The organism is Cobetia sp. D5 (assembly GCF_035666195.1).
GTDB lineage: Bacteria > Pseudomonadota > Gammaproteobacteria > Pseudomonadales > Halomonadaceae > Cobetia > Cobetia amphilecti.
In genome coordinates, this window is record NZ_CP142020.1 from 3,227,236 (window position 1) to 3,244,308 (window position 17,073).

A 17,073-nucleotide genomic window follows, 5' to 3' on the forward strand; every position below is an offset into this window, starting at 1 on the left:
AAAATGCTTTCAAGGCTTATGATTTCGACTTGCGCGCATTGAGCAGTGCTGCTGCCATCGCATTGTTGGCCGGTGCCGCGCCGCCGCTCGCGCCAGAATTGCTGCCGCGACCACCGCGCTCCTGACGGCCACCGCCGCCTTGCGAGCGCCCACCGCGACCGCCCTCTGCGCCGCGTCGCGCCTCGCCTGCCGCGCCTTTCTCGGCGGGAGTATCGCTCATGCGCATGCTCAGCGCGATGCGCGCGCGCGGGATGTCGACTTCCATCACCTTGACGCTGACGATGTCGCCCGCCTTGACCACCTCGCGCGGGTCGGCAACATACTTTTGCGACAGGGCAGAGATGTGTACCAGGCCGTCCTGATGCACGCCGATGTCCACGAAGGCCCCGAAGTGAGTCACGTTGGTGACGACGCCCTCAAGCTTCATGCCCGGCTCGAGGTCCTTGAGGGTCTCGACGCCTTCCTTGAACTCGGCGAAGCGGAATTCGGGGCGCGGGTCACGTCCCGGCTTGTCCAGCTCGCGCAGGATGTCGGTCACCGTCGGCAGACCGAAGTGCTCATCGGTGAATTCCGTCGGCTTCACGGTGCGCAGGAAGGCGCTGTCACCCAGCAGACTCGGCAGATCACGCCCGTGCGCCTTGGCGATGCGCTCGACCAGCGGATAGGCCTCCGGGTGGACGGCACTGGCATCCAGCGGATTCTTGCCGGAGGCGATGCGCAAAAAGCCGGCACACTGCTCGAAGGTGCGCGGACCCAGCCGGCTGACCTTGAGTAATTCCTGGCGCGAGGCGAAACGGCCGTTGGCATCCCGGTGCGCGACGATATTCTCGGCAAGCGTGGTGTTGAGACCCGCGACGCGCGACAGCAGCGCGCTTGAGGCCATGTTGAGGTCGACGCCGACACCGTTGACGCAATCCTCGACGACGGCTTCCAGACTGCGCCCCAGCTGCACCTGACTGACATCGTGCTGGTACTGGCCGACGCCGATGGACTTGGGCTCGATCTTGACCAGCTCACCCAGCGGGTCCTGCAGGCGGCGGGCGATGGACACCGCGCCGCGGATGGTCACGTCCAGGTCCGGGAATTCGCGCGCCGCATATTCCGAGGCCGAGTAGATGGACGCGCCGGCCTCGTTGACCATCACCTTCTGCAGGCGACGGCCGGACAGGCGCGTCAGCACGTCGGCGGCCAGCTTGTCGGTCTCGCGCGAGGCGGTGCCGTTGCCGATGGCGATCAGCTCGACGTCATGCCGCTCGACCAGCTTGACCAGCTCGGCCACCGAGGCGTCCCAGCGATTGTGTGGCGCATGCGGATAGATGGTGGCCTGATCGACATACTTGCCGGTGGCATCCACCACCGCGACCTTGACGCCGGTACGCAGGCCCGGGTCCAGGCCCAGCGTGGCCTTGGGGCCCGCCGGCGCCGCCAGCAGCAAGTCCTTCAGGTTGTCGGCGAAGACCTGGATGGCCTCCTGCTCGGCGCGCTCGCGCAGGCGGCCGATCAGCTCGCTTTCCAGATGGGTATAGAGCTTGACGCGCCAGGTCCAGCGCACCACTTCCTTCAACCAGCGATCCGCGGCGCGCCCCTGATCCTCGATGGAGAAATGCGCCGCGATGGCGCCTTCCATCGGGTGACGCGGCAAGTCGTCTTCGCCTTCCAGCTTGAGCGCGAGGCTCAGCACGCCTTCATTGCGACCACGCAGCATGGCCAGCGCACGGTGCGAGGGCGCCTTGTGCAGCGGCTCGTCATGCTCGAAGTAATCGGAGAACTTGGCGCCCTCCTGCTCCTTGCCCTTCATGACGCGCGCACTGAGGATACCGTCGTCCCACAGACGTTGACGCAGGCGACCGACCAGCGCGGCGTCCTCCGCGAAGCGCTCCATCAGAATCTGCTTGGCGCCATCCAGCGCCGCCTTGGTATCGGCCACGTCCTTGTCGGCAGCGACGAAACCGGCCGCCTGAGCCTCCGGCTCCAGCGTCGGGTCCGCGAGCAGCGCATCGGCCAGAGGCTCCAGCCCCGCTTCACGCGCGATCTGGGCCTTGGTACGGCGCTTCTTGCGATACGGCAGATAAAGATCTTCCAGGCGCTGCTTGCTGTCGGCGGCCAGCACATCCCGCTCAAGCGCGGCGCTCAGCTTGTTCTGCTCGGCGATCGATTCGAGCACGACCTGACGCCGCTCCTCCAGCTCACGCAGATAGCGCAGGCGCTCTTCGAGCTGACGCATCTGGGTGTCATCGAGCCCGCCGGTGGCTTCCTTGCGGTAGCGCGAGATGAACGGCACGGTCGCGCCGCCATCCAGCAGCTCGACGGTGGCGGTGATCTGTTCTTCGCGCACCCCAAGCTCACCGGCCAGCGCCTGTTGAATGCGGCGAGTGGTGGCAGCGGGCGACAGCGTCGGTGCAGGACGGGAGGTGGTAGCGTCAGTTGCAGTAGCGTCCATGAAACGTCAGTCCCTTACAGCAGAATTCATGCGGCAATATACAGACGGCCCGGTCGTGGAATCGACCGGGCCGTCTGTATCACGATGTCGTCACGTTACCACAAAGCGGCAAGATTGCTTTAGCCGCTCACTGCGCCAGCCGGGATGCCTCCCAAGCGCCTCACGCGGGCACGAAGCGCAGCGCGACACCGTTGTTGCACCAGCGCAGGCCGGTGGGTTCGGGGCCATCCTCGAAGACATGCCCCTGATGCCCGCCGCAGCGCGCGCAGTGATATTCGGTGCGCGGCCAGATGAGTCCGTAGTCGGTCTTGGTCAGAAGGCGCCCTTCGATATGATCGAAGAAGCTGGGCCAGCCGGTGCCGGACTCGAACTTGGTGGCGGAAGAGAACAACGCCAGATCACAACCGGCACAGCGATACTCACCCTCGCGATGCTCCTTGTTGAGCTCGCTGGAGCCCGCCCGCTCGGTGCCTTCCTCGCGCAGCACGCGATACTGCTCCGGGCTCAGGCGGGCACGCCATTCGTCTTCTTCGAGGGTCAGCGGCGTGATATCCGCGCCACGCTCGAGCTCGAGCTCCGGACGCGCGGCAGACAGCCTGGGCAGCGCCAGCATCGCTCCCGCCCCCAGCACCAGCCCTATGAATTGGCGACGTTGCATGACGTGTCTCCTTGTAGCAATGAACGGCAATACTGACTTCTACGCGCAGCGGCCTGCGCTGGATGCATCGCCTCATGAGAAAGCCCCCACGATGCTGCCATCGCGGGGGCTTGGGTCTCATCGGCTGACGCCAGCCATCGGGTCAGATGCGCAGACCACCATCACATTCGATCACTCGCCCGGTGAAGTAGTCATTGTCGAAGATGAAGGCCACGCTGCTGGCGATATCTTCCGGGCGGCCCAGGTCGCGCATCGGGATGCCACTCTTGATCTTGTCGAGCATCTCCGGCTTCATGCCGGCGGTCATCTCGGTGGCGATGAAGCCCGGCGCCACGGCACCGACACGAATCCTGTAGCGTGCCAGCTCCTTGGCCCAGGTCACGCTCAGTGCCGCGACACCGGACTTGGCGGCGGTGTAGTTGCTCTGCCCCATGTTGCCGGCGCGCGAGATGCTGGAGATATTGACGATCACGCCCGGCTGGCCAGCTTCGATCATCTGGCTGGCCGCTTCACGCGTGCACAGGAAGACACCGGTCAGATTGACATCGATGACCTGCTGCCAGCTGGACAGCGACATGGTCTTCTCCACCACGCCATCACGCGCCTTGATCAGCAGCCCATCGCGGGTGATGCCGGCATTGTTGACCAGACCGCTCACCGGTCCCAATGCGCTCTTGATGGCCGAGAAGGCCGCCGTGACGGAGTCCTCTTCCGCGACATTGGTCACGAAACCCTGCGCCTTGATGCCTGCAGCTTCCAGACTCGCGACGGCGTCATCCAGGCCGTCCTGTTCGATGTCCAGCAGCGCCAGTACCGCTCCCTTCTCGCCCAGATAGCGCGCCATGGCCAACCCCAGCCCACGAGCGCCGCCCGTAATCGCGATGACCTTGTCGTCAAGCTTCATGTCCCGTCTCCCAGGTTGTCTGCCGGCAGTGAGGAACGTCTGCCGGATGCGAGGCCCGAATGCCGTACGGGCGTCACGATCTATGTGTCGAGTGTCCCGCACCGCGCCCTTCAGTGTTGAGCGTCATCGTGACAGAGAATGCCTCGGGATGACGCCCGCTGCCAGCTCGCGGTGAATTCTCATGATGCAGTGCAACAGATCACGGCGTGTCCTGCCTCAACGCAGGCGAGATCCGCCAACGCAACGCACTGACGGCGTCAACGCACGCCATCGACAGCGGGCGCGAAAGCAGGGAATGCTGATGAGTGAGCCTCGGCCCGCCCCCTGCGGACGCCATGGGCTCTACCTGTCCAGCCCCTCTATTGTGCACTGCAACATGCAACATCGTTCAGCATGGCACCGCTACTCCTGCAGCGCCAGCCATCCACGCCGCCGACCATCAGCGGCTCATCAGCGGATCATGGCCCGTTCATGAGCCCGATTCGACTGTTCCCCATCCGGCGGCTGGTTTACCCTTGACGCATTGGCGCAACCTGCCATTTACCTGCTTCGGGAGAGACGATGCCCATACTGTTAGTGATTACCCTGTTCGGGTTATTGGATTTCGTGGTGCTGTTCAGTCTTGGCAGCCAGATCGGCCTGCTGCCGACCCTGGCGCTGGTGCTGATCACCGGCGCCGTCGGCCTGCATCTGATTCGCCGCGAAGGTCGCGCGACACTGATGCGCGCCCAGGAACGCCTGCAACGTGGCGAGATGCCTTCCGGCGAGCTGATGGAAGGCGCGGCGCTCATCTTCGGCGGTGCCCTGTTGATGGCGCCGGGCTTTCTGTCTGACGCCTTCGGCCTGCTGTGCCTGCTCCCCGCCTCACGGGGACTGTTAACGCGCGGCCTGAGCGGCAATGGCGCGATCGCGCGCTTCTTCAAGGGGCGCTTCTCGGCTGCGGGAACCTCGCGCAGCACCCGCACGGGTGACTGGGAAGCCGACGCCCGTGCTGACAGCGCATCACGCAGCGATGGCGATCAGCAGCACGCCAGCGGCAACCATGCAGGGCAGCAAGGCAGCAGCCAGCAGACCGGCGAGCCGCTGGAAGGCGATTACATCAGCCGTGACGAGCCGCGCCTCTAGCGCCTTCTCACGCACAAGCACCACGCGCAATCGTCTGCTTGAGAACCATGTTTGAAAGTCATGTTTGAAAGCGATGGGCCCGGCACTGGAACACCAGTGCCGGGCCTTTTTGATTCGTGATATCTTGCTTCACAGGCTCCATCACGCTGTCCTGCTCTCTCCTGTCCTGCACTGGCCAGCCCCAGCGCCAATGCCTGTCACTGACCGGAGTCGCGCTCTGTGAGCTGCCCGACCGAACCCTTGCGCCTTGCAACAAGGCTCACCCTGGCCTCTGCCCACCCACTGGCGTCTTGTACCAATGGACACCGTCTGGAGGCTGCCAGCTATATGCCAACGGTGAACGGCTCGGATACACTCAAGCCGTTGATTCATCTAGCGGAACCTTGCGGAAGACAGGCTGCACCCAGGGTGCGTAGCTTTCATGCGACGCACAAGATGCACCGATTTGAAATTTTTTTATGATCGCCTACTTGAAAGCTGTCCCCCCGCCACCATAAAAGCGGTGCAATGGATAACGGCCACGCCCCCAGCGGCGGGGCCCAACACTCGGTAGGCAACCCCATTGAACGCCAGACTCACCGACAAAGAACGGGAGCTGGCGGGATTTACCATCAGGAGAACGTGAGCAATGAACATTCGTCCCTTGCACGATCGCGTCGTGGTTCGTCGCGTGGAAGAAGAACAGAAGACTGCAGGTGGCATCGTTCTGCCCGGCAGCGCCCAGGAAAAGCCGACCCGTGGCGAGATTCTCGCTGCCGGCAACGGTCGCATCCTCGAAAACGGTGAAGTTCGCCCGCTGGACGTGAAAGTCGGCGATACCGTGATCTTCAAGGATGGCTACGGCGTCGAGAAGCAGAAAATCGACGGCGAAGAGGTGCTGATCATGAGCGAGAGCGACATCCTCGCCGTGGTGGAAGGCTGAGTTTCAGCTTTTTCGGGTTCCAACGCTTCGACTTACTGATTAAAGGTAGAGATAAACATGGCTGCAAAAGACGTTCGTTTCTCCGATGATGCACGCAAGCGCATGGCGCGTGGTGTCAATGTCCTGGCCGACGCGGTCAAGACTACCCTCGGCCCGAAAGGCCGTAACGTGGTACTGGAAAAATCCTTCGGCGCTCCGACCGTCACCAAGGACGGCGTTTCCGTCGCCAAGGAAATCGAGCTGAAGGACCGCTTCGAGAACATGGGCGCCCAGATGGTCAAGGAAGTCGCTTCCAAGACTTCTGACGTGGCTGGCGACGGCACCACCACCGCCACCGTGCTGGCTCAGTCCATCGTCAACGAAGGCCTGAAAGGCGTGACCGCGGGCATGAACCCGATGGACCTGAAGCGCGGCATCGACAAGGCTGTCATCGAAGCCGTCAAGGCCGTGCGTGAGCTGTCCGTGCCGTGCACCGATACCAAGGCCATCGCCCAGGTCGGCACCATCTCCGCCAATGGCGACTCTCGCATCGGCGAGATCATCGCGGAAGCGATGGAGAAGGTCGGCAAGGAAGGCGTCATCACCGTCGATGAAGGTCGTGGCTTCGAAGACGAGCTGGAAGTGGTCGAAGGCATGCAGTTCGATCGCGGTTACCTGTCTCCTTACTTCGTCACCAACCAGGACACCATGGCGGTCGAACTCGAAGACCCGTACATCCTGCTGGTCGACAAGAAGATCTCCAACATCCGCGAACTGCTGCCGGTGCTGGAAGGCGTTGCCAAGTCCGGCAAGCCGCTGGCGATCATCGCCGAAGACATCGAAGGCGAAGCGCTGGCGACTCTGGTCGTCAACACCATGCGCGGTATCGTCAAGGTCGCTGCCGTCAAGGCACCGGGCTTCGGTGACCGTCGCAAGGCCATGCTGCAGGACATCGCTGTCCTGACCGGTGGCACCGTGATTTCCGAAGAAGTCGGCCTCAACCTCGAACAGGCCAACCTGGACCACCTGGGCACCGCCAAGCGCGTGACCATGTCCAAGGAAAACACCACCATCATCGATGGCGCCGGCAACGAAGGCGATATCGAAGCACGCGTTGCCCAGATCCGCGCTCAGATCGAGGAAACCTCCTCTGATTACGACCGCGAGAAGCTGCAGGAACGTGTCGCCAAGCTGGCCGGCGGCGTTGCCGTCATCCGCGTCGGTGCTGCCACCGAAGTCGAGATGAAAGAGAAGAAGGCTCGCGTCGAAGACGCCCTGCACTCCACTCGTGCGGCCGTCGAGGAAGGCGTCGTGCCTGGCGGCGGTACTGCCCTGGTTCGCGTGCTGGGTCAGCTGGTCGACCTGAAAGGCGACAACGAAGATCAGACTCACGGTATCGCCATCGCACTGCGTGCCATGGAAGCGCCGCTGCGTCAGATCGTCACCAACGCCGGTGAAGAAGCCTCTGTCGTGCTCAACAACGTCAAGGCTGGCGAAGGCAACTACGGTTACAACGCCTCTACCGGCGTCTACGGCGACATGTTCGAGATGGGCGTGCTGGATCCGGCCAAGGTGACCCGTTCTGCACTGCAGTCCGCGGCCTCCATCGGCGGCCTGATGATCACCACCGAATGCATGATCGCTGAAGATCCGGAAGACAAGGCTGCTGCCGGCGGCGGCGACATGGGTGGTATGGGCGGCATGGGTGGCATGGGCGGCATGATGTAAGCCAGCCTCACCCCCCCCCCCCCCCCCCCACGACTCACCCGTCGTGACCCGAACCGCTCCTGCGCAAGCAGGGGCGGTTTTTTTAATGCCTGTCATTCAAGGCGCTGCAGCTCTCATACGGTAAGCGCCGCGGCTCTCGGCACCTGACGCCTCCCGCTCACCACGCTACACTAGGCGCCACTTTTTGCCGCGACCCGAGACATTGCGCCTGGTGATGACAGTGCATCGAGGCTGACGATGCATTGAGGCTGAAATGCCCACGATCACGACCGATGACGCCAACCGCTCAGGCCGCGCGACTCGCTTGCCCAGGACCTTCTCATGACTGATACCCCCGCCGCTTCCCAGACCACTAGCGCCCTCGACAATGTGCGTGTCGTGCTGGTGCAGACCTTCCATCCCGGCAACATCGGCGCCACCGCTCGCGCCATTCTGACCATGGGCATCAAGGACCTGGTGCTGGTCAATCCGCGCTGCTTCCCCGACGAGGAAGCGACGCGTATGGCCAGCGGCGCCGCGGAGCTGCTGGATAATGCACGCGTGGTCGAGCGCCTGGAAGACGCCGTCAATGACTGCCAGCTGGTCATCGGGGCCAGCGCTCGTCTGCGCAGCGTCCCGCTGCCCCACTTCGATGAGCCACGCGAGATGGCGGCGCACGCCATGGATATCGCGCGCGATGGCAAGGTGGCGCTGGTATTCGGCCGCGAGCGCTTCGGGCTGACCAACGAGGAAATCGCCTGCTGCACGCATCAGGTGTCGATCCCCACCAACCCGGACTACGGCATCCTCAACGTCTCACAGGCCGTCCAGGTGCTGGCGCACGAGTGCCGCAGTACATGGCGCCTGACGCTCGACAAGCCTCAGGAGGCGCCTGTGGCGCGCCGTGAGGATGATCAGCTGCCGACCCGCGAACAACTCGGCTACTTCCATGAGCATCTCGGCCGCGCCCTGCAGGGCTCCGGCTTCCTCAACCAGCCCCACTCCCAGACCGAAGAGCGGCTGCGCGCCCTGTTCGCACGTGCCGAGCCGACACGCCGCGAGCTCTCCATCCTGCGTGGCATGCTGTCCAATCTTGAGCGTCAGACGGCAGCGGCGAACGCTGGCACAGGCAGCGAGCAGAGCGATCACGAGGCGTCCTGAGTCGCGCACGACCGCCCCGTCATGTACTGAGGCTCGGACTGTTGCTACTTGGCTCTCGCCACTTCGCAACAGCCTGTCAGCGCAACGTCATCCTTCTGACATGGATCAAGGTGCACTGTAGACCTTCCGCTATGCTTGATAGGCAAGACGTCAGGCACCGCAGAACCCGTCACACAGCCTAGGTATAGAAATACGGGTATAGAAATACCGGCATAGAGATACGGCACAGACCCATGCAGTAGCTGCAGCCCAGCAAGGAAGTCACGCGCGAAGGCTGCAGTGTCAGGCAAAGGCTCCTTTGCGACCTTGAGACCTGCCATGCAGGTCGAGAACTGCCGCAAGAGCAGGCAGAGACGCCGCCACGCCAACACACGAAGGGCCATGACAGGCCAGCGTGGCGACGCACCTCGAGACACCCACAAGAAGAGCCGACCCTGATCCCATCCACGACCATGGACTCACGGAGCGCCTTTACATGACTCGGACAGCCGCACGACAGACTCAGACCCCGGACGCGGAACAGCTGGCCAGCGACATCCACCAGCTGGAAGCTCGCCTGCTCAAGACCGACCCGACGCAGGAACCGACGCTCTACCGCAGCCTGTACTGCACGATCTCGCTACGCCAGATGCAACTGCTGGCCAAGGTCAGTCAGCCCGCAGCCTCGCAGGCGCATTGAGCGACGCCAGGTGAGATGGTTGGCAGGTGGCGACTGGTAATGATCAACAATGACCAGCAGCCACCCGTAACGACCAGGCATGAAAAAACCGCCACCCCGAAGGGTGGCGGTTTTTTTCGTTCCCGCATATGACATGCGTCTCATGCAGGATACCGATTCGGAGACGCTGAGGTGACTACCAGAGGCATGTCACCTCAGCGTGGATCCGGACTCCCCACCTCACGAGGAGGCGGAGTGTCTCGGGATCACTCCTGACCCAGCTGCTGCTTGATCAGATCACCGATGGTAGTCGGGCCGTTGCTCTCGACTTCCTGGGTACGCGGCTTGGCAGCATCGCGACGCGGTGCTTCAACCTGGTCCTTGGACTTGACGGACAGGTTGATCAGGCGGCTCTTGCGATCCACACCGACGATCTTGGCTTCGACAGCATCGCCGACGCTCAGGACGTTGCGTGCGTCTTCGACACGGTCAGCGCTGATTTCAGAAGCCTTCAGGATAGCGATGACGTCAGTCGCCAGCTCTACCTGAACTTCCTTGGCATCGATGTCGACAACACGACCGGACACGATAGCGCCCTTGTCGTTGACGGCCAGGTACTCGGAGACCGGATCGCTCTCGAGCTGCTTGACACCCAGAGAGATGCGCTCACGTTCCGGATCGATGGACAGGATGACCGCTTCAGCTTCTTCGCCCTTCTTGTAACGACGCACGGCTTCTTCGCCAGCTTCGTTCCAGGAAATGTCGGAGAGGTGAACCAGGCCGTCGATGCCGCCTTCCAGACCGATGAAGATACCGAAGTCAGTGATTGACTTGATGGTACCGGAGACACGGTCGCCCTTGTTGTGCTTGCCGCTGAAGTCTTCCCACGGGTTGGTGGTGCACTGCTTGATACCCAGGGAGATACGACGACGCTCTTCGTCGATGTCCAGAATCATCACTTCCACGTCATCGCCGACATTGACGACCTTGGACGGGTGGATGTTCTTGTTGGTCCAATCCATTTCGGACACGTGGACCAGACCTTCGACGCCCTCTTCCAGCTCGGCGAAGCAGCCGTAGTCGGTGAGGTTGGTGACGCGTGCGTTGATCTTGGCGCCTTCCGGGTAGCGAGCCTTGATGTTGACCCACGGATCTTCGCCCAGCTGCTTGAGACCCAGAGACACACGGTTGCGCTCGCGGTCGAACTTCAGCACCTTGACATTGATCTCGTCGCCGACAGCAACGATCTCGGACGGATGCTTGATGCGCTTCCATGCCATGTCGGTGATGTGCAGCAGGCCGTCAACGCCGCCGAGGTCGACGAAGGCGCCGTAGTCGGTCAGGTTCTTGACGATACCCTGAATCTGCTGACCTTCCTGCAGAGTGGCCAGGAGGGCTTCACGCTCAGCGCTGTTCTCGGCTTCGAGGACGGCACGACGGGACACGACAACGTTGTTGCGCTTGGCGTCGAGCTTGATGACCTTGAAGTCCAGCTCCTTGTTCTCGAGGTGGGCGGTGTCGCGCACAGGGCGGACATCGACCAGAGAACCCGGCAGGAAGGCACGGATGGTGTTGATGTCGACGGTAAAGCCACCTTTGACCTTGCCGTTGATCACGCCCTTGACGATCTCGTCTTTCTCGAAGGCGGCTTCCAGCTCTTTCCACGCTTCGGCACGCTTGGCCTTCTCGCGGGACAGGCGGGTCTCACCGAAGCCATCTTCCACGGCTTCCAGTGCAACCATGACTTCGTCGCCGATGCTGATGGACAGCTGGCCACTTTCGTCACGGAACTGTTCAGACGGAATCTGACCTTCAGACTTCAGACCGGCATTGACAGTGATCCAGTCGCCATCGATATCCACGATGGTAGCGGACACGATTGCGCCCGGCTCCATGTTGATGTCCTGGAGTGACTGTTCAAATAAATCAGCAAAGCTCTCGCTCATGGTATTCCTACATGATCAACGTTTGGGGCGGCTTGCACCGCAGTCTCCGTACCACCAGCAAGCACGGGCCATATCTACATATCCCCGGGGGCGTTGACGCTGGTTCGAGATACACCGGCTTTCCGCTTGCCGCCGATGCACCCCATGACACCTTGCCGGGGGGTTGATGACACCTCGGTGTCATCTGGGTTCTGCATCATCACTCGCGAAGCGAGCGAAACCCGCTGCTGCCCGACCCGGAGGCCGTATTGCAACAGCAGGCGATCAATCCGTTGTTCTGACGACTTACAGGCTGAGACTCGAGTCTCAGCGCGCCGCTACCAGGCCGTATTCGACCAGCAGCTGCTGGATGCGTTCGATCACCTGGTCGATGTCGAGATCCGTCGTATCGAGGATCACGCCGTCGTCTGCAGGCTTGAGCGGGGCGACTGCCCGGCCCATGTCACGCGCATCGCGCGCCTGTATTTCTGTCAAAAGGCTCGAAATATTAGCATCGACACCCGCTTCCTGCAACTGGGCATGACGACGACGCGCACGTTCCTCGGCGCTCGCCGTCAGGAAGATCTTGAGCGGCGCACCGGTGAAGACCACCGTGCCCATGTCGCGACCATCGGCCACCAGGCCCGGCGCACGCGCAAAGGCACGCTGGCGCGCCAGCAGTGCAGTCCGCACGCGCGGCTGGGCCGCGATGATGGAGGCATTGTTGCCGACCGACTCGAGACGGATGTCACGGGTGACGTCCTCGCCTTCCAGAATCACGCTGGTGGCGTCGCCTTCGGCATCGAACTGCACATCGAGGTGCTCGGCGATGGTCGCCACGGCGTCCTCGTCTTCCAGCGCCACGCCATGACGCTCGGCGGCCAGTGCCGTCAGGCGATAAAGCGCACCGGAATCCAGCAGATGCCAGCCCAGGCTCGACGCGACCAGACGACTGATGGTGCCCTTGCCTGCCCCGCCGGGGCCATCAAGGGTCAACACCGGCGCGTCGCAGATCTGGCTGTGATGAGGTGTCGCTTCCCCGCTCATGAAGCCTCCTGGCCGGGTGCCACGGCACCGAGGTTCTCGACCTGCATGCCGACTTCAGCGGCCAGCGCCACGAAGTTCGGGAAGGAGGTCGCGACATTGGCGCAGTCGTCGATCAGGATCTCGCCCTGGGCGCGCAGCGCCGCGACACTGAAGGCCATCGCGATGCGGTGATCGCCGTGGCTGTCGACCAGGCCGCCACCGTAGGCGCCACCACGGATGTCGATACCGTCCGCGACCACTTCGTGCTCGACGCCGATCTGCGCCAGACCATCCGCCATCACCTGGATGCGATCGGACTCCTTGACGCGCAGTTCCTCGGCGCCACGCAGACGGGTCATGCCCTCGGCATTGGCAGCGGCGATGAACAGTGCCGGGAATTCGTCGATGGCCAGCGGCACCTGGTCTTCCGGAATGTCGATGCCCTTGAGCGGCGCATAGCGGATGTGCAGGTCTGCCACCGGCTCGCCGCCGACTTCGCGCTCATTGGAGACGCTCAGGTCGGCACCCATCGCCTTGAGGATGTTGATCACGCCGATGCGCGTCGGGTTGATGCCGACGTGCTCCAGCACCAGTTCGGAGCCCGGTGTGATGGCCGCGGCGACCAGGAAGAAGGTCGCGGAGGAGATGTCGGCCGGCACGTCGATCGGGCAGGCTTCGAGGCTGCCGCCACCGTTCAACCACGCCTCGGCGCCCTGACGCTCGACCTTGTAGCCGAAGCCATTGAGCATGCGCTCGGTGTGATCACGCGTCGGCGCCGGCTCGATGGCACGCGTCTCGCCTTCGGCGTAGAGACCGGCCAGCAGCAGGCAGGACTTGACCTGAGCGGACGCCATCGGCATCTCGTAACGGATGCCCTTGAGCGGCTGACCACCGTGGATACGCAGCGGCGGACGGCCGTTGTCTGCGGTATCGATCACCGCGCCCATCTCGCGCAGCGGATTGGCGACGCGGTCCATCGGACGCTTGGTCAGCGAGGCATCACCGGTCAGCTCGGTGTCGAAGGCCTGACCGGCCAGCAAGCCGGCGAACAGGCGCATCGCGGTGCCGGAGTTGCCGACATACAGCGGGCCCGGCGGCTGCTTCAGGCCGTTGAGACCCACACCGTGAATGGTGACACGCCCCTGATGCGGGCCTTCGATGACCACGCCCATGTCGCGGAAGGCCTGCAGCGTGGCCAGACTGTCTTCCCCTTCCAGGAAGCCTTCGACTTCGGTCACGCCGGTCGCCAATGCGCCCAGCATGATGGAGCGATGCGACATGGACTTGTCGCCCGGCACACGAATGCGCCCCTGAACCTGCCCACCCGGCAGTGCACGGTACCGCACGTTCTGCTGTTCCATGGTCTGATAACTCGTCTGTTTCAAGAGGGTATTGAAGTAGTGTCGGGCGTGGCTTGCGCGGGTGAATATCCCCAGCATCGCCTCACCATCGCCCGCGGTCACGGCAGCGCGCACCCGCGCTACCCCGGCCTCGAATTCGTCCAACGCCTCCAGCACCGCATCGCGGTTGGCCAGATAGACGTCGCGCCACATCACCGGGTCACTGCCCGCGATGCGCGTAAAATCACGGAAACCGCCCGCCGCGTAGCGGAAGATCTCCAATCGCTCATCCTGGCGCGCCAGGCTGTCGACCAGCGAGAACGCCAGCAGGTGCGGCAGGTGGCTGGTGCGCGCCAGCACTTCGTCGTGGCGCGCCACGCTCATGCTCAGAAGCTGGGCACCACATACCGACCACATGGCCGCCACGCGTGCCACGGCCTCGGCATCGCTGTCCGGCTCCGGCGTCAGGATCACCTTGTGATCGCGATAGAGCTCGGGATTGGACGCCGCGACACCGCTCTTCTCGGACCCGGCGATCGGGTGACCGAGCACCAGATTCGGCGGCATGCGACCGAAGACGCCGAGCGCCGCATCGCGGATCGCGCCCTTGGTGCTGCCGACATCGGTGATGACGGCGTCATCATCCAGCAACGGCGCCAGTTCGGCCATCACGCTCTGCATCGCCATCACCGGCACGCACAGCACGATCAGCGAGGCACCCGGTACCAGCGCCGCCAGTTGCGTGCTGCCACCGTCGATCAGCCCCATGCGCTGGCCGAGGCAGATCTCGTTGGAGTCACGATCACAGGCGAGAATCTCGCCGCGATGGCCCGCCGCGCGCAATGCCGCCGCCAGCGAGCCACCGATCAAGCCCAGCCCGACCAGCAGGATACGCCGCTCGCCGGCCAGACGCTCCGCTGACGGCAGCGAGGACAGCAGGTCTGACGACGCAGCATGGCGCGCGTGGTCAAGCTCGCTCACAGCACACCGACCGGGTAGGACCCGAGCACCTTGACGTCCGCCGCGCACTGGCGCAGCTCTTCCAGCGTCGCCGTGATGAGCGGGTCATCGCGGTGGCCACGGAAGTCGATGAAGAAGACGTAGTTCCAGGCACCGGAGCGTGACGGACGCGTCTCGACGCGGGTCAGGTCGATCTGGTGGCGGTGGAACGGCGCCAGCAGGTCGTGCAGTGCCCCCGGCTGGTTGCGCATCGCCACCACGATGGAGGTCTTGTCATCGCCGGACGCCGGCACCGAGCTGTCACCGATGATCAGGAAGCGCGTCGAGTTGTCGGGGCTGTCCTCGATCTTCTCCTCGACCTTCTCCAGCTCATAGAGCTTGGCCGCCATGTCACCGGCAATCGCCGCACTATGCCACTCGGTGCGCACCTGACGCGCGGCCTCGGCATTCGAGGACACCGCGATGCGCTCGGCGTGCGGGAAGTGGGCATCCAGCCACTTGCGGCACTGGGCCAGCGACTGGGCGTGGGAATAGATGCGCGAGATCTTCTCGCGACGCGTATTCGGGCCCACCAGCAGGTGGTGGTGAATGCGCAGCACCACTTCGCCTGAGATCTTGAGCTGCGAGCCCATGAACGAATCCAGCGTGTGGTTGATGACGCCCTCGGTGGAGTTCTCCACCGGCACCACACCGTACTGCACCGCGCCCGCTTCCACTTCGCGGAACACCTCGTCGATGGCGGCCATCGGCTTGGTCACGGCGCTGTCGCCGAAGTGCTTGAGCGCGGCCTGCTGGGTGAAGGTGCCTTCCGGGCCGAGATAGGCCAGGCGGATCGGCTGTTCCAGCGCCAGACAGGCGGACATGATCTCGCGGAACAGACGCGCCATCTCCTCGCCTTTCAGCGGGCCGGGGTTGTTGGCCATGATGCGACGCAACACCTGGGCTTCGCGCTCCGGGCGGTAGAACTGCACCTGGCCGTCCTCGCCCACGTCACCGGCCGCCAGCTTGACCTCGGCGACCTGCTGCGCGCAGCCCGCGCGCTCGCTGATCAGGTTCAGCAGCTCGTTGTCGATGGCGTCGATGCGCTGACGCAGGTCGTCCAGCGTCACCGCCTTGCCCGCCGCCTGCGGCGCAGGGCTCTCCTTGGAATCCGACATCTCACCTCCTCCCTTAGCCGTGACGGCGCGCGAAGTCGCCCATGAAGTCCACCAGCGCAGTGACGGCAGCTTCCGGCACGGCGTTGTAGAGGCTGGCACGCATGCCACCGACGCTGCGGTGACCGGCCAGATTCAAGAGACCCGCCGCTTCGGACTCGGCGAGGAAGGTCTTGTCGAGACGGTCATCGGCCAGCACGAACGGCACGTTCATGCGTGAGCGGTTCTCGGTGACGATCGGGTTGGAATAGAAGTCGCTGCCATCGATGGCCGCGTAGAGTGCCTGCGCCTTGCGATCATTGATCGCGTTCATGGCGGCGAGGCCACCGACCTCGTCCTTGAGCCACTCGAACACCAGCCCGGAGAGATACCAGGCGTAGGTCGGCGGCGTGTTGAACATGGAATTGGCCTCGGCGGCCGTCTTCCAGTTCAGCATGGTCGGGCAGTCCTTGCGGGCGCGATCGAGCAGATCTTCGCGCACGATGACCAGCGTCAGACCCGCCGGACCGATGTTCTTCTGGGCGCCGGCATAGATGACGCCGAAACGGCTGACATCCAGCGGGCCAGACAGGATGGAAGACGACATGTCGCACACCAGCGGCACGCCATCCGCTGCCACCTCGGGGATGTAGTCGAACTCGAGGCCGCCGATGGTCTCGTTGGCGGTGTAGTGCAGATAACCCACATCACCCGAGAGCTGGATCGCGTTCTGGCGCGGCACGGCGATCAGGCCATTGCTCTCGCTGGAGGCCGCCACGTGGCTGCCCACCGCCAGATGCTCGGCTTCCTTGATCGCCTTCTTGCCCCAGATACCGGTATACAGATAGTTGGCACTGCCACCCGCGCCCAGCAGGTTCAGCGGCACACCCGCAAACTGGGTCGAAGCGCCACCCTGCATGAACAACACGCGATAGTTGGACGGAATCTCGAGCAGTTCGCGCAGGTCCGCCTCGGCCTTCTCGGCGATGGCCACGAATTCGTCGGAGCGATGACTCATCTCCATGACGGACAGTCCGCGGCCCTGATAATCCAGCATCTCGGCGCGGGCGCGCTCCAGGACAGCGGTCGGCAGTGCAGCAGGACCGGCGCAGAAGTTGAACTTGCGTGTCATGTC

Annotated in this window: 13 protein-coding genes; 5 read left to right on the forward strand and 8 right to left on the reverse strand. The window is 63.6% G+C overall.

Features of this window, described 5'->3' with window-relative positions:
- Positions 1–16: 16 nt before the first annotated feature.
- The 3 genes from U0O11_RS13480 to U0O11_RS13490 all read right to left on the reverse strand — a co-directional run bounded on the left by U0O11_RS13480 (position 17) and on the right by U0O11_RS13490 (position 4,002).
- The gene (locus tag U0O11_RS13480) at positions 17–2,440 is read right to left on the reverse strand and encodes a Tex family protein (protein ID WP_225347135.1); all 2,424 of its coding nucleotides are present in this window, start codon (positions 2,438–2,440) and stop codon (positions 17–19) included.
- A 160-nt stretch (positions 2,441–2,600) separates the two neighbouring features.
- A complete protein-coding gene (gene msrB, locus U0O11_RS13485; protein WP_225347136.1) occupies positions 2,601–3,098 on the reverse strand; it encodes a peptide-methionine (R)-S-oxide reductase MsrB in 498 nt (165 codons plus the stop codon).
- A 142-nt stretch (positions 3,099–3,240) separates the two neighbouring features.
- Positions 3,241–4,002: an SDR family oxidoreductase gene (locus tag U0O11_RS13490; RefSeq protein ID WP_153636394.1), complete on the reverse strand. Its 762-nt coding sequence runs from the start codon at positions 4,000–4,002 to the stop codon at positions 3,241–3,243.
- 561 nt (positions 4,003–4,563) lie between these two features.
- Between U0O11_RS13490 and U0O11_RS13495 the strand changes: the two genes are divergently transcribed.
- The 5 genes from U0O11_RS13495 to U0O11_RS13515 all read left to right on the forward strand — a co-directional run bounded on the left by U0O11_RS13495 (position 4,564) and on the right by U0O11_RS13515 (position 9,575).
- Positions 4,564–5,127 carry an FxsA family protein gene (locus U0O11_RS13495; RefSeq protein ID WP_216061314.1) on the forward strand — a complete coding sequence of 188 codons (564 nt, stop codon included), beginning with the start codon at positions 4,564–4,566 and terminating at the stop codon, positions 5,125–5,127.
- A 628-nt stretch (positions 5,128–5,755) separates the two neighbouring features.
- Positions 5,756–6,049 carry a co-chaperone GroES gene (locus tag U0O11_RS13500; protein WP_043331438.1) on the forward strand — a complete coding sequence of 98 codons (294 nt, stop codon included), beginning with the start codon at positions 5,756–5,758 and terminating at the stop codon, positions 6,047–6,049.
- A gap of 57 nt (positions 6,050–6,106) precedes the next feature.
- Positions 6,107–7,756 (forward strand): chaperonin GroEL, encoded by a 1,650-nt coding sequence (gene groL / locus U0O11_RS13505; RefSeq protein ID WP_043331439.1) that lies wholly within the window; start codon positions 6,107–6,109, stop codon positions 7,754–7,756.
- A 321-nt stretch (positions 7,757–8,077) separates the two neighbouring features.
- Complete coding sequence (locus U0O11_RS13510) at positions 8,078–8,896, forward strand: RNA methyltransferase (protein ID WP_225347137.1); 819 nt, start codon at positions 8,078–8,080, stop codon at positions 8,894–8,896.
- 475 nt (positions 8,897–9,371) lie between these two features.
- On the forward strand, positions 9,372–9,575 hold the full coding sequence (locus tag U0O11_RS13515) for a hypothetical protein (RefSeq protein WP_107336170.1): 204 nt from the start codon (positions 9,372–9,374) through the stop codon (positions 9,573–9,575).
- 245 nt (positions 9,576–9,820) lie between these two features.
- On the opposite strand, the gene rpsA is transcribed toward U0O11_RS13515, so the two are convergent.
- From rpsA to serC, 5 genes are all read right to left on the reverse strand, one after another.
- A complete protein-coding gene (gene rpsA, locus U0O11_RS13520; RefSeq protein WP_043331442.1) occupies positions 9,821–11,500 on the reverse strand; it encodes a 30S ribosomal protein S1 in 1,680 nt (559 codons plus the stop codon).
- 306 nt (positions 11,501–11,806) lie between these two features.
- The gene (gene cmk, locus U0O11_RS13525; RefSeq protein WP_225347138.1) at positions 11,807–12,526 is read right to left on the reverse strand and encodes a (d)CMP kinase; all 720 of its coding nucleotides are present in this window, start codon (positions 12,524–12,526) and stop codon (positions 11,807–11,809) included.
- Positions 12,523–14,754 (reverse strand): bifunctional prephenate dehydrogenase/3-phosphoshikimate 1-carboxyvinyltransferase, encoded by a 2,232-nt coding sequence (locus tag U0O11_RS13530; protein ID WP_225348167.1) that lies wholly within the window; start codon positions 14,752–14,754, stop codon positions 12,523–12,525. Before U0O11_RS13530 ends, cmk begins: the two co-directional genes overlap by 4 nt.
- A 68-nt stretch (positions 14,755–14,822) precedes the next feature.
- Positions 14,823–15,962, reverse strand: a complete 1,140-nt coding sequence (pheA, locus tag U0O11_RS13535; protein WP_052384256.1) for a prephenate dehydratase — start codon at positions 15,960–15,962, stop codon at positions 14,823–14,825.
- Between the two features lie 13 nt (positions 15,963–15,975).
- Positions 15,976–17,070 carry a 3-phosphoserine/phosphohydroxythreonine transaminase gene (gene serC / locus U0O11_RS13540; RefSeq protein WP_054555590.1) on the reverse strand — a complete coding sequence of 365 codons (1,095 nt, stop codon included), beginning with the start codon at positions 17,068–17,070 and terminating at the stop codon, positions 15,976–15,978.
- Between the last annotated feature and the right edge of the window lie 3 nt (positions 17,071–17,073).